The organism is Acidithiobacillus thiooxidans ATCC 19377 (genome assembly GCF_009662475.1).
Lineage (GTDB): Bacteria > Pseudomonadota > Gammaproteobacteria > Acidithiobacillales > Acidithiobacillaceae > Acidithiobacillus > Acidithiobacillus thiooxidans.
On record NZ_CP045571.1, the window covers coordinates 3285786 to 3298959 of the forward strand.

Annotated in this window: 13 protein-coding genes; all 13 read left to right on the forward strand. The window is 55.8% G+C overall.

All coding sequences use genetic code 11. The annotated features are described in order from the left end of the window. The first annotated feature begins 8 nt into the window (after positions 1-8). Positions 9-2006 (forward strand): transketolase, encoded by a 1998-nt coding sequence (tkt, locus tag GCD22_RS17195; protein WP_031573849.1) that lies wholly within the window; start codon positions 9-11, stop codon positions 2004-2006. Positions 2007-2036: 30 nt separating this feature from the next. Continuing rightward, positions 2037-3044, forward strand: a complete 1008-nt coding sequence (gene gap, locus GCD22_RS17200) for a type I glyceraldehyde-3-phosphate dehydrogenase (protein WP_010642491.1) — start codon at positions 2037-2039, stop codon at positions 3042-3044. Between the two features lie 27 nt (positions 3045-3071). Further along, on the forward strand, positions 3072-4277 hold the full coding sequence (locus GCD22_RS17205) for a phosphoglycerate kinase (RefSeq protein WP_031573851.1): 1206 nt from the start codon (positions 3072-3074) through the stop codon (positions 4275-4277). Further along, positions 4274-5713 carry a pyruvate kinase gene (gene pyk, locus GCD22_RS17210; protein WP_031573854.1) on the forward strand — a complete coding sequence of 480 codons (1440 nt, stop codon included), beginning with the start codon at positions 4274-4276 and terminating at the stop codon, positions 5711-5713. Before GCD22_RS17205 ends, pyk begins: the two co-directional genes overlap by 4 nt. Positions 5714-5813: 100 nt before the next feature. Further along, on the forward strand, positions 5814-6884 hold the full coding sequence (gene fba / locus GCD22_RS17215; protein WP_010642497.1) for a class II fructose-bisphosphate aldolase: 1071 nt from the start codon (positions 5814-5816) through the stop codon (positions 6882-6884). 63 nt (positions 6885-6947) lie between these two features. Beyond that, positions 6948-7610 carry a ribulose-phosphate 3-epimerase gene (gene rpe / locus GCD22_RS17220; protein ID WP_010642498.1) on the forward strand — a complete coding sequence of 221 codons (663 nt, stop codon included), beginning with the start codon at positions 6948-6950 and terminating at the stop codon, positions 7608-7610. Further along, complete coding sequence (locus GCD22_RS17225) at positions 7611-8297, forward strand: phosphoglycolate phosphatase (RefSeq protein WP_031573857.1); 687 nt, start codon at positions 7611-7613, stop codon at positions 8295-8297. A 105-nt stretch (positions 8298-8402) separates the two neighbouring features. After that, the gene (gene trpE, locus GCD22_RS17230; protein WP_031573860.1) at positions 8403-9923 is read left to right on the forward strand and encodes an anthranilate synthase component I; all 1521 of its coding nucleotides are present in this window, start codon (positions 8403-8405) and stop codon (positions 9921-9923) included. Positions 9924-10010: 87 nt separating this feature from the next. Then, a complete protein-coding gene (locus tag GCD22_RS17235; protein WP_031573862.1) occupies positions 10011-10268 on the forward strand; it encodes an AbrB/MazE/SpoVT family DNA-binding domain-containing protein in 258 nt (85 codons plus the stop codon). Beyond that, a complete protein-coding gene (locus tag GCD22_RS17240) occupies positions 10255-10674 on the forward strand; it encodes a type II toxin-antitoxin system VapC family toxin (protein ID WP_024893184.1) in 420 nt (139 codons plus the stop codon). The genes GCD22_RS17235 and GCD22_RS17240 overlap by 14 nt, the downstream gene beginning before the upstream one ends. An 83-nt stretch (positions 10675-10757) precedes the next feature. Next, entirely contained in the window at positions 10758-11333 is a 576-nt protein-coding gene (locus GCD22_RS17245) for an anthranilate synthase component II (RefSeq protein WP_031573865.1), read from the forward strand. Next, on the forward strand, positions 11330-12340 hold the full coding sequence (gene trpD / locus GCD22_RS17250) for an anthranilate phosphoribosyltransferase (protein ID WP_024893182.1): 1011 nt from the start codon (positions 11330-11332) through the stop codon (positions 12338-12340). The genes GCD22_RS17245 and trpD overlap by 4 nt, the downstream gene beginning before the upstream one ends. Before the next feature lie 9 nt (positions 12341-12349). Next, entirely contained in the window at positions 12350-13162 is an 813-nt protein-coding gene (trpC, locus tag GCD22_RS17255; protein ID WP_031573869.1) for an indole-3-glycerol phosphate synthase TrpC, read from the forward strand. The last annotated feature ends 12 nt before the right edge of the window (positions 13163-13174 follow it).

A 13174-nucleotide genomic window follows, 5' to 3' on the forward strand; every position in this document is an offset into this window, starting at 1 on the left:
AGTGAGTTATGACTGTAACCCGTACTGATCTGGCCAATGCCATTCGCGTTCTGGCCATGGATGCCGTCGAAAAAGCGAACTCCGGCCATCCCGGAATGCCTATGGGCATGGCGGACATCGCCGAAGTCTTGTGGAATGATTTTCTGGTACACAACCCGGCCAATCCGCATTGGGCCGGACGTGACCGTTTCATTCTTTCAAACGGTCATGGTTCGATGTTGCAGTATGCGCTCCTCCATCTGAGCGGTTACGATTTGTCCATTGATGATCTTAAGCAATTCCGTCAGTGGCACAGCAAAACTCCCGGTCATCCCGAATATCGCGATGCCCCCGGCGTTGAAACCACCACGGGCCCCTTGGGTCAGGGCATTGCCAACGGTGTGGGTATGGCCCTGGCGGAACGTATGCTGGCTGCCCAGTTCAACCGCCCCGATCATGAAATCGTCAGCAACTACACCTATGTGTTTCTCGGCGACGGCTGTCTCATGGAAGGGGTTTCCCATGAAGCCTGCTCTTTGGCCGGGGTCTGGGGACTGAACAAGCTTGTCTGTTTTTACGATGACAATAACATTTCCATTGATGGTCACGTGGACGACTGGTTCGGGGACGATACCCCGGCGCGTTTTGAAGCCTACGGCTGGCATGTCGTTCGTCATGTGGACGGTCATGATCCTGAAGCCATCAAAAAGGCTATTGCCCAGGCCCACAAACAGACCACCAAGCCGACCCTGATTTGCTGCAAGACCGTCATTGGTCATGGCTCACCCAACAAAGCCGGCACCCACGATGTACATGGAGCCGCGCTGGGCGCTGAAGAAGTTGCCCTGACGCGCAAGAATCTCGGCTGGAGTGGTGCACCCTTTGAAATTCCGGAAGCGATTTACCACGGCTTTAATGCCAAGGCCAAGGGCGAAAAAGCGGAGAGCGACTGGAAGGAAAAGTTTGCCAAATACAAGGCCAACTTCCCCAAGGAAGCGGCCGAATTTGAACGGCGCCTGAGCGGCGAAGCCAGCCCCGAATTTGACGCCGCCATTGACCGGATGATCAGCGAGTTCCGCAAGGAAAATCCGAAAATTGCGACCCGTGTTGCCTCAGGCAAAACTATTCAGGGTATTGCGGCCTCACTGCCCGAGTTTCTCGGTGGCTCCGCCGATTTGACGCCTTCCAACAATACCCGCTGGAAAGAAGCGATTGACATCGGCAAGCACCGTTTGATGGGTAATTACATTCACTACGGCGTGCGTGAATTCGGCATGTCGGCCATCATGAACGGTGTGTCATTGTATGGCGGCTTCCTGCCCTTTGGTGGCACCTTCCTGATTTTCTCGGATTACAGCCGCAACGCGATCCGCATGTCAGCCCTGATGGGTATTCGTGTCGTCTATGTCATGACTCATGATTCCATTGGTCTGGGTGAAGATGGCCCCACCCATCAGCCGGTCGAGCAGGTCAATAGCTTGCGCCTGATCCCCAACCTCAACGTCTGGCGTCCTGCAGACGCCGTGGAAACCGCCATTGCCTGGGAATCTTCCGTCAAGCTGCAGCGTACGCCTTCCTTGCTCGCGCTCAGCCGTCAGAACCTGCCGGCACTGCCCCATACGGATGAAACCGTAGCCAACGCCCGTCGTGGTGGCTATGTCATCAAGGATGCCGAGGGTGGTAAGGCACAAGGCATTTTGATTGCTACCGGTTCTGAAGTTGAACTGGCTCTGGCCGCCCAGGCGAAACTGGCTGAACAGGGTCACGCCGTTCGCGTGGTTTCCATGCCTTGTATGGACATCTTCGCCGCTCAGGATGCTGCCTATCAGGAAAGTGTTTTGCCGGCCGGCATCAGCAAGCGGGTCGCCATTGAAGCAGGCACCACGGGACTCTGGTACAAATACGTCGGATTGCACGGAGCCGTCGTCGGTATTGATCATTTCGGGGCTTCCGCTCCGGCAGCGACGCTCTTCGCCAAATTCGGCTTCACTGTGGACAACATTATTGCCCAGTTCCAGGCGCTTTGAATTCATTTGCAATTTTGAGGAGTAAATATAATGACCATTCGCGTAGGTATTAATGGTTTCGGCCGTATCGGCCGCATGGCTTTCCGCGCCATCGCCAAGGAAGCAGAGTTCAACAACATTGAAGTTGTTGCCATCAATGACTTACTTGAGCCTGCCTATCTGGCTTACATGCTGCAGTATGATTCAGTTCACGGCCGCTTTCAGGGTGAAGTCAAGGTTGAGGGCAATGATCTCGTCGTCAACGGCAAGAGCATCCGCCTGACCGCCGAACGCGATCCTGCCAATCTCAAGTGGGGCGATGTAAACGTAGATGTAGTCATTGAGTCTACCGGCTTTTTCCTGACGGGCGAGACCTGTCAGAAGCATCTGGATGCCGGCGCCAAAAAAGTGGTGCAGTCTGCGCCCTCCAAGGATGACACCCCGATGTTTGTTTACGGGGTAAATCACAGCAAGTATGCCGGTGAAAAAATCGTATCAGCAGCTTCCTGCACCACCAACTGCCTGGCGCCCATCGCCAAGGTGCTGAATGATCATTTCGGCATCAAACGCGGCCTGATGAGTACAGTGCATGCTACTACCGCGACCCAGAAAACCGTTGATGGTCCTTCTGCCAAGGACTGGCGCGGTGGCCGTGGCATTCTCGAAAACATCATCCCTTCTTCCACGGGTGCTGCCAAGGCCGTGGGCAAGGTGATTCCGGAGTTGAACAAAAAACTGACCGGTATGTCTTTCCGGGTGCCCACCTCTGACGTTTCGGTGGTTGACCTCACCGCCGAGCTGAATAAGGAAACCAGCTACGAAGAAATCTGCAAGGCCATGAAAGCCGCCAGTGAAGGTCCGCTCAAAGGCGTTCTGGGCTACACTGAAGCCTCAGTGGTTTCCACCGACTTCCGTGGCTATCCGACCCCGTCCATTTTTGACGCTGGTGCTGGCTTGCAGCTGGATCCGACTTTCGTCAAGGTAGTGTCTTGGTATGACAACGAATATGGTTATACCTGCAACATGATGCGCTTCGTCAAGCACGTCGCCAGTCACTGATTATCACTGCAAACTGGAGATGCCATCATGCATGTTTTGACTTTTGAAGACCTGTGCAAGCGTGGCCTTGCCCAAGGCAAGCGAGTTTTTATCCGCGCTGATCTCAATGTTCCCCTGAGCAAGGAAGGGGCCATTGCCGACGACACCCGGGTGCGGGCGTCTGCACCTGCGGTCCAAATGGCTCTGGATGCCGGTGCCGGCGTCATGATCACCTCACACCTGGGTCGCCCCACGGAAGGTGAATTCAAACCCGAAGACTCTCTGGCTCCGGTGGCCAAGCGACTTTCCGAGTTGCTCGGTCGTCCTGTCCGTTTGCAGGCGGACTGGGTGGACGGTGGTTTTGAAGTCAAGCCAGGTGATGTGGTTATGCTCGAAAACTGCCGCATCAACAAGGGCGAAAAGAAAGATGACGATACTTTGGCGCAGAAATACGGAAAACTCTGTGACATTTTCGTCAATGACGCTTTTGGTACCGCCCATCGCGCCGAAGCCAGTACCCATGGCATCGCCAAGTATGCACCGACTGCCTGTGCTGGCCCCCTGCTGGTGGGTGAACTGGATGCGCTCGGTAAGGCCCTGCAGAATCCCAAACGACCATTGGTGGCCATTGTTGCGGGTTCAAAAGTATCCACCAAGCTCACCATTCTCAAATCACTGGCCGATAAGGTAGATCAGCTGGTGGTAGGCGGTGGTATTGCCAATACCTTCATTCTTGCCGAAGGTCATGGAGTGGGTAAGTCGCTCTGCGAGGCTGATCTGGTCCCCGAGGCAAAAGCCATCATTGCCGCTGCCAAAGCCAAGGGTGGCGCGGTTCCCCTGCCTACGGACGTGGTCGTTGCCAAGGAATTTTCGGCCACGGCACCAGCTCGTACCTGTGCAGTAGCCGACATTGCCGAAGACGACATGGTTCTGGATATCGGGCCTGATACCGCCAGGGCGTTGGGCGAAATTCTCAGAAAAGCGGGGACCATCGTCTGGAACGGCCCGGTAGGCGTTTTTGAGTTTGAAAGTTTCGCGGGGGGAACCAGGGCCATTGCCCAGGCTGTCGCCGAAAGCACGGCATTTTCCATTGCCGGTGGTGGCGATACCATCGCGGCCATCAATCAGTTCCATATTGAAGACAAAGTTTCTTACATCAGTACCGGTGGCGGTGCCTTTCTGGAATTTCTGGAAGGCAAAACCTTACCGGCCGTTGCCATACTTGAAGAACGTGCACGAGGTAACAACGCTTGATACGCCGGACGAAAATCGTCGCAACCCTAGGCCCTGCCAGTTCTGATGTGCAGGTCATCGATCGTCTGATCGAGGCGGGCGTCGATGTCGTCCGCCTCAATTTTTCTCATGGTTCCCCCGAAGACCACGTGCAAAGAGCGGAAATGGTGCGCGAACGGGCACGTGCCCATGGTCGCGCCATTGGGGTCCTGGCCGATTTGCAGGGCCCGAAAATCCGCATCGGCAAATTTGCTGATGGCAAAATTCATCTGCAAGAAGGCGAACCCTTTATTCTAGATATTCACTGCAGCATGGGAGATCAAACCCGGGTGGGGGTGACTTATCCGCAGCTGGTCAGCGATGTTGATCGTGGTGCCACACTGCTGCTGAATGATGGCATGATTGTGCTCTGGGTCGAGAAGGTTCAGGGCGGCGAAATTCATACCCGGGTAGTACAGGGTGGTGAATTGTCCAACAGCAAGGGGATCAATCGCGCCGGTGGTGGCCTGACCGCGCCGGCCCTGACCGATAAGGATCGGGCCGACATCATCACGGCCGCCCAACTGGAAGCCGATTATCTGGCGGTTTCCTTTCCGCGCAGTGCAGCAGATATGGATGAAGCACGTCGCCTGTTTCGTGAAGCCGGAGGACATGGTGCCCTGATTGCCAAAATAGAACGTGCCGAAGCGGTTGATGCGATTGAAGAAATTTTGGCAGTATCCGAGGCCATCATGGTCGCCCGGGGAGATCTCGGGGTGGAAATTGGCGATGCAGCCGTTCCTACAGTCCAGAAGCGCATTATCGCCCTGGCCCAAAAACATAATCGCCTGAGTATCACCGCCACCCAAATGATGGAGTCCATGATTCATCAGCCCATACCCACGCGTGCCGAAGTTTCCGACGTGGCAAATGCGGTTCTTGATGGTACGGATGCCGTCATGTTGTCGGCAGAAACGGCAAGCGGCGCTTATCCGGTAGAGGCCGTGGCGGCGATGGACCGTACCTGTCGCGAAGTTGAACGGCATGCCCCCAGCACCAACACCCTGCAGATTATTGATCGCCCGCTTGCCGGAGTGGATGAAACCATCGCAGCTGCCGCGCTTCTGGCTACCCTGCGCTCATCTATCGCCGCCATTGCCGCCTTTACCGAAAGTGGCTCTACCGCATTGTGGTTATCGCGGGCTAATCCCAAGGTACCCATTTATGCTTTGACGCCCCAGGTGTATACCCGCCGTAAGGTGACTTTGTACCGGGGCGTTCATCCGGTGAATTTCCCCCAAAGCCGTCATGATGATCCTGTGCAGGTGATGCGCGCTGCCGAAGATGAACTGCGCCGTCGTGGTGCAGTACGCGACGGAGATCTTATGTTGATTACCATTGGTGAGCCCATTGGCTCTCCGGGCGGAACCAACACCCTGAAACTGGTCCGCGTAGGAGATGTCACCCATCGCGGTTAGACAGAAACACCGGAATGACGGGCGGCTTGCAGTTTGCCTATCCCGTCTATAGGATTGATTAGAAACCAACCATTTTTCATTCACGTTTAGGAGAAGTGCTATGGCCCTCGTTTCACTGCGCCAGCTTTTGGATCACGCTGCAGAACACAGCTACGGAATTCCCGCATTTAATGTCAACAACCTCGAACAGGTTCGCGCCATCATGGAAGCCGCCGCTGCTGTGGATGCGCCGGTTATCCTGCAGGCATCTGCGGGTGCCCGCAAATATGCTGGTGAACCCTTCCTGCGCCACCTCATTTTGGCGGCCATTGAAGAATATCCCGATATTCCTGTCGTCCTCCATCAGGATCACGGTGCCAGCCCAGCCGTTTGTATTCAGGCCATCCGCTCCGGATTCTCCAGCGTCATGATGGACGGCTCCCTGATGGAAGATGCCAAAACCCCGGCCAGCTACGATTACAACACCGCCGTCACTGCCAAAGTGGTTGAAATGGCCCATGCTGTAGGCGTTTCTGTGGAAGGTGAACTGGGTTGTCTGGGATCCCTGGAAACCGGCATGGCTGGTGAAGAAGACGGAGTGGGTGCCGAAGGCTGTCTGACCCACGACCAGATGCTGACCGATCCGGAAGAAGCCGCCCAATTTGTGAAGGCCACCAAGCTAGATGCCCTGGCTATCGCCATCGGCACCAGTCATGGTGCCTACAAATTTACCCAGCCGCCAACCGGCAAGGTACTGCGTATTGACCGGATCAAGGAAATTCACGCCCGTATTCCCGATACCCATCTGGTCATGCATGGCTCCAGTTCCGTGCCCCAGGAATGGCTGAAAATCATCCACGAATTTGGTGGTGATATTGGCGAAACCTACGGCGTGCCCGTCGAAGAAATTCAGGAAGGCATCAAAAACGGGGTGCGCAAGGTCAATATAGACACCGACCTGCGTCTGGCCGCTACGGGTGCTGTGCGCCAGAGCCTTTACAAAAACCCCAAGAACTTCGATCCCCGCAAGTTCCTCACGGCTTCTCTGGATGCTATGCGCGACATCTGCCGTCAGCGTTTCGAAGCCTTTGGTACGGCCGGCAATGCCAGCAAGATCAAGGTCGTTCAGCTGGATGACATGTTCAAACGCTACAAGAAAGGTGAACTGGATCCCCGCGTCACTGGTCTCTGAAGCGATTCCGGTTTTTGCAACCGGCGAGGGCGCACGGCGCTCTCGCCCTGTTTTGGAGGCCGTATGACACAATTCAAGATTTCACCCTCCATTCTCTCTGCTGACTTTGCCCGCCTGGGTGAAGAAGTGCGGGCAGTGGATGAAGCTGGCGCCGACTATATTCATGTTGACGTCATGGACAACCATTTTGTACCCAACCTGACTATTGGACCGCTGGTCGCTGCGGCTATCAAACCCCATACCCAGAAGCCTCTGGATGTGCATTTGATGATTGCCCCGGTGGATGCCATCATTCCCGAGTTTGCCAAGGCCGGTGCCAACATCATCACCGTGCATCCGGAAGCAACCATTCATCTGGATCGCACCATTCAGTTGATCCACAGCCTCGGTTGCAAGGCTGGCGTGTCGCTCAATCCCGGAACGCCCCTCGATGTGCTGGACTACGTCCTGGAAAACCTGGACCTGGTACTGGTCATGAGCGTCAACCCCGGTTTTGGCGGTCAGAGTTTCATTGACTACACCCTGCGTAAGATCGAAGCCATCCGCAAGCGCATTGACGCTACCGGCAAGCATATTGAACTGGAAGTAGATGGTGGCGTTAAAGTCGATAATGTGCGCCGGGTCGCCGATGCTGGTGCCGATGTATTTGTCGCCGGCAGCGCCATTTATAACACTCCAGACTATAAAGCTACCATTGCGGCTTTCCGCAAGGCACTGGCGGGTTAAATGACGGTGCAACTGAACGTCAGCGCACCCTTCACGGCGCGGGTGGTACTGCTGGATCTGGACGGTACGCTCATTGATACCGCTCCGGATCTGGCGGGAGCCGCCAACCACGCCCTTCGCAAACTGGGGCGTCAACCTGCCGGGATGCCGGTGATTCGCGGCTTCATCGGCAATGGCGTTCGTGAACTGATGCGCCGGGCCCTGAGTATTCAGCAGGAACCCAGCGAAGCAGAACTGGACGCCGCCATGGTCGATTTCAGTCGATACTACGGAGAGCATCTGCTGGATCACAGTCAGATTTATCCAGGCGTAAGCGACACCCTCAAAGCCCTTCAGGCGCAAGGCCGGGAGCTGGTCTGCATCACCAACAAGGCCAAGGCTTTTACCGAACCCCTGTTAAAACGTCTGGAGTTATATGACTTTTTTGGCCTGGTCCTGTCGGGTGACAGCCTTCCCAAAAAGAAGCCGGATCCATTGCAACTCCTGCATGCTGCTGCCCACTTTCATCAGCCGGTAGGTGACTGTTTGTTGGTCGGAGATTCCTGCAATGATACCCAGGCAGCCCGCGCAGCTAGCATGCCCGTAGCTTGTGTAACCTATGGATATCATGGTGACGAACCCGTACACACGCTCAATCCCGATGCTGTACTGGACAATATGAGTGAATTATTGGATATTCTCGCCTGAGACAGGAGTAACGGAAATTATGCGGAAATTGGAACGTGTGGGAAAACGATGGCGTTGCTGCTGAAAAGCAGTGCCCTTCTTTTTATCGTTCCAACGAGGTGATCCGTGATTTCTGAAGCCACTTTTGCTGCCCTGGCAAGCCAGGGCTATAACCGCATTCCCCTTTCCCGCGAGGTCATTGCCGACCTCGATACTCCTCTTTCCGCCTATCTGAAACTGGTAGACGGTCCCTATGCCTATCTACTCGAATCCGTTCAGGGCGGTGAAAAATGGGGGCGTTACTCCATCATCGGGCTCCCTGCCCGGCAGATCATCCGCGTGCATCACGGGTTGGTGACCGTTCATAATGAGGGGGTCGAAACGGAACGGGCCCAGCCGCAAGACGCGCTCGAATGGATCAGCGCATTTCGCGCGCGCTTTCGGGTCGCGCCCCTGGAAGAAGCCATTGATGACCGTTTCAGTGGCGGACTGGTCGGTTACTTCGGATACGATATTGTTCGCTATATTGAGCCGCGTCTGACGCGTAGCGCAACCCTCCCTGATCCGCTCGATCTGCCGGAAATCCAGTTGCTGGTGGCCGATGAACTGCTGATTTTTGACAATTTACGTGGAACCATCCGGCTTCTGGTTCATGTGGATCCCAGTCAAGACAAGGCCTATCACCAGGGTCTTCAGCGCCTGGATGCGCTGCAGAAGCGGCTACGACAAAGCGCCATGCCGCCGCCACCCCCCGTGCAAACCCGCAGGGTGAGGGAAGAAGACTTCACCGCCAGTTTCAGCCGTGAGGGATACATGGCCGCAGTGGATCACATCAAGGATTACATCGCTGCTGGCGACGTCATGCAAGTCGTGCCTTCGCAACGCCTGTCCACCGAACTGAGTGCCCATCCTCTGGACCTTTACCGGGCCCTGCGAGGCGTCAATCCTTCTCCCTACATGTTTTATGTAGATCTGGACGACACTTATCTGGTGGGCTCTTCGCCAGAAATTCTGGTCCGGGTGGAAGACCAGCAGGTCACCGTACGCCCCATTGCCGGAACCCGTCCCCGGGGCAAAACCCGGGCAGAGGATGAAGCCCTGGAAAAAGAGCTTCTGGCAGACCCCAAAGAACGTGCCGAACATCTCATGCTGATTGATCTGGCCCGCAATGATGTGGGCCGAATTGCCGAAGTCGGTTCGGTCACACTGACGGATTCCTTTGGCATTGAACGCTACTCCCATGTCATGCACATTGTTTCCCAGGTCACTGGTCGGCTGCGCCCGGAGCTGGATGCCATGGATGCCCTCCGTGCCAGCTTTCCGGCGGGCACCGTATCAGGAGCGCCGAAAATTCGTGCCATGGAAATCATCCGGGAAATCGAACCGGTATCCCGGGCCGTATATGCCGGGGCCGTGGGCTACTGGGGCTGGAATGGCAACATGGATACCTGCATCGCCATCCGCACTGCAGTCATCAAAAACGGCACCCTGCATATTCAGGCCGGAGGAGGCATTGTGGCCGACTCCGAACCCGCAGCAGAGTGGGAAGAAACCATGAACAAGCGCCGCGCCATGTTCCGCGCTGTAGCCCTGGCCGAAAACGGCCTCGACCCCGAAGGGAGGGCAGATCATGCTGCTCATGATTGACAATTACAGACTACGCCACCTGCATTCCGTTGTCGGAATAATGCCTTGTGCTAAAATATTCTTACTAGGTAAGAGGGGAATGTTGCCATGTTAACAACTGTTTCCGATAAAGGCCAAGTTGTCATTCCGGTGGAAATCCGTCGCCGCTTGGGCATCACCCCCGGCTGTCAACTCGATTTCAGCCTGGAAGGTCATGTCATCCACGTCGAGGTGAAGCGCCAAGTCACTCAAACCACTGCCGAAGACGGCTTTGGCATGCTGGTTTGCACGCGGCCGGGCAAGCGCCGTCTTGCCGATTTTGATGTCGCCCTCGCCATGCGGGAAAGCAAAGATGATCGCCCTTGATACCAACATTCTGGCACGTTTCTATGTGGCTGACCCGGCTGACCCCGAGGCCGCCAGACAACGACCGATTGCCCATAGACTCCTGACCGAATCTCCCCAGGTGTTCGTGCCCCTGACCGTAATCCTTGAGCTCGAATGGGTCTTGCGCGCCTTTTATGGCTTCGCGGACGAGGATTTCGTCAGGGTCGTCAAACATCTGCTTGGTCTGCCCAACGTCAATGTCGAGGAATGGTCGCGCATCGCCGATGCCTTGGCCTGGCACACAGAGGGGCTGGACTTCGCCGATGCCCTGCACTTGCTGGCCAGCAGCCACTGCACGGAATTCATAAGCTTTGATGACCGTCGCTTTGCGCGCCGCGCCAAACGTCTTGCTGTTACACCTGCAGTCGTTGTCCCTGCCAAGTAGCCGTCGCTAAAGAGGGTATGAAAGGGCATGATTCGCGAGTGTTTTATGGTTGAATGCATAAAAATCAATAGGATGGTGAAATTATGCTGCTCATGATCGATAATTACGATAGCTTCACCTACAACCTGGTGCAGTATTTTGGTGAGCTTGGTGCAGAAGTACGGGTAGAACGCAATGACGCCATTGATATTGCCCGCATTGCAAAACTGGCTCCCAGCCATATCTGCATCTCGCCCGGTCCCTGCACCCCCAATGAAGCGGGCATTTCCATTGCCACCATCCAGCACTTTGCCGGAAAAATCCCGCTGCTGGGCGTTTGTCTCGGCCATCAGGCCATCGGTCAGGCTTTTGGTGGCAAGGTGATCCGCGCCGATCAGGTGATGCATGGCAAGACCTCGCCCATCCATCACCATGGTCAGGGAATCTTCCACGACCTGCCCGATCCCTTTCCCGCCACCCGTTATCATTCCCTGATTGTCGAACGCGACAGTCTGCCAGAGAGTCTGGAAATTACGGCCTGGACGGAAGCGGGAGAAATCATGGGCTTACGTCACCGCGCATTGGCCGTGGAAGGGGTGCAGTTCCACCCTGAATCCATTCTCAGCGAATGTGGTAAAACCCTCCTCCAGCACTTCATACAGGGAGAAGCAACCCGATGATGGTCCGCGACATTCTTGAACAAATTGCCGCCGGGCAGGATTTGTCCCGAGAGCAAGCCCAGCATGTATTTGCCGGAATCATGGCCGGTGACTGGACGCCTGCGCAAATTGGTGCCCTCCTCATGGGCCTGCGCATGAAGGGACAACGGGTCGAAGAACTGGTTGGTGCCACCCTGGCGCTGCGCGCCTGCATGACCCGGGTAGAAGTTTCCACCGATCATCTGCTCGACACCTGCGGGACCGGCGGAGATGCCCTGAGCACCTTCAACATTTCCACGGTATCTGCCGTCGTCGCAGCAGCGGGGGGCGCCCGGGTAGCCAAACACGGCAACCGTTCCATGGTCAGTCGCAGTGGCAGTGCAGATGTTCTAGAAGCTGCGGGTCTGCCCATGGATATGGACCCCGAAGCGGTGGCCCAGAGCATCGAAAAAATCGGCATCGGCTTCCTGTTTGCACCGGCGCATCATGGTGCCATGCGCCATGCCGTCGGTCCGCGCAAGGAACTGGCTATTCGCTCATTGTTCAATTTGATGGGTCCCCTGAGTAACCCGGCGGGAGCCCCGCATCAGGTGCTCGGCGTATATGCCGAACGCTGGCTGATGCCACTGGCCGAAGCGGCACGGGAACTGGGCTCCCGTCACGTACTGGTGGTTCATGGTCATGACGGCCTGGATGAAATCAGTCTTTCTGCCCCCACGGACATGGCCGAACTGAAGGATGGGGTGATTTCGCGCAGCCGTATTCAGCCGGAGGACTTCGGTATTGCGCGCGCACCGCTTGCCAGCCTGCAAATTAACAGCGTAGCAGAAGCATTGTCGGCCGCTGAAGAGGTCCTGCAAAACCGGGCTGGGCCGCGCCTGGATGTGGTTTTACTGAACGCGGGGGCGGCACTTTATGCGGCAGATGTGGTACCCGATATGGCGGTTGGTGTGGTGTTGGCAAGAGACATTTTGAAGTCAGGAGCTGCCTGGAATAAATGGCAGGAATTACTGGGCAAAAACCAATAAAGGATCCGTATGACGGACATACTCCAGGAAATTATTACCCGCAAACACGCTGAAATCATTGAACGCAAGGCTCGCCTTGGCCTGGCTGAATTGCAGGAATCTGTAGCCCTGAGCGGGCCAGCGCGTGATTTCATCGGTTCTATCCGCAGTAAAATCGGCGCCGGGCAAGCCGCAGTCATCGCCGAAATCAAAAAGGCCTCCCCTTCCGCAGGCATTATCCGGGAAGATTTCAATCCCGTCAGCATTGCCCAGGATTACGCAGCCCACGGCGCTGCCTGCCTGTCAGTACTGACGGATGAACATTATTTTCAGGGCGCCGACATTTACCTGACGGCTGCCCGGGAAGCTTGTTCCGTTCCAGTGCTGAGAAAGGATTTCTGCATTGATCCCTATCAGGTCTGGGAAGCACGCGCCATTGGCGCAGATGCCATCCTCCTCATTGTCGCGGCGTTGTCTGATGAACAACTGCAAACCCTGGAAGAATCTGCACATTACCTGGGTATGGCTGTACTCGTCGAAGTACACAACAGCGCAGAACTCCAGCGTGCCCTAAAATTGCGTACTCCATTGATTGGCATCAATAACCGCGATCTGCATCGCTTCGTGACCGATATTGAAACCACCCTGCAGTTACTTCCACAGATACCCGAAGACCGCATTGTGGTCACCGAAAGCGGCATTCGCCAGGTTGAGGATGTCCTGCAACTGCGTGCGGCGGACGTCAACGCTTTCCTCGTCGGCGAAGTCTTCATGCGCGAAGCGCAACCCGGTGCGGCTTTGAGTAAGCTGTTTGGTTTACTTGACGCCCATATTGTCATCTAATGATAGATTGTT

Excerpts from the sequence above, each read along its gene's own strand:
- tkt (WP_031573849.1), top strand. The coding sequence starts at position 9 with ATGACTGTAACCCGTACTGATCTGGCCAATGCCATTCGCGTTCTGGCC.
- gap (WP_010642491.1), top strand. The coding sequence starts at position 2,037 with ATGACCATTCGCGTAGGTATTAATGGTTTCGGCCGTATCGGCCGCATG.
- GCD22_RS17205 (WP_031573851.1), top strand. The coding sequence starts at position 3,072 with ATGCATGTTTTGACTTTTGAAGACCTGTGCAAGCGTGGCCTTGCCCAA.
- fba (WP_010642497.1), top strand. The coding sequence starts at position 5,814 with ATGGCCCTCGTTTCACTGCGCCAGCTTTTGGATCACGCTGCAGAACAC.
- rpe (WP_010642498.1), top strand. The coding sequence starts at position 6,948 with ATGACACAATTCAAGATTTCACCCTCCATTCTCTCTGCTGACTTTGCC.
- GCD22_RS17225 (WP_031573857.1), top strand. The coding sequence starts at position 7,611 with ATGACGGTGCAACTGAACGTCAGCGCACCCTTCACGGCGCGGGTGGTA.
- GCD22_RS17235 (WP_031573862.1), top strand. The coding sequence starts at position 10,011 with ATGTTAACAACTGTTTCCGATAAAGGCCAAGTTGTCATTCCGGTGGAA.
- GCD22_RS17240 (WP_024893184.1), top strand. The coding sequence starts at position 10,255 with ATGATCGCCCTTGATACCAACATTCTGGCACGTTTCTATGTGGCTGAC.
- GCD22_RS17245 (WP_031573865.1), top strand. The coding sequence starts at position 10,758 with ATGCTGCTCATGATCGATAATTACGATAGCTTCACCTACAACCTGGTG.
- trpD (WP_024893182.1), top strand. The coding sequence starts at position 11,330 with ATGATGGTCCGCGACATTCTTGAACAAATTGCCGCCGGGCAGGATTTG.
- trpC (WP_031573869.1), top strand. The coding sequence starts at position 12,350 with ATGACGGACATACTCCAGGAAATTATTACCCGCAAACACGCTGAAATC.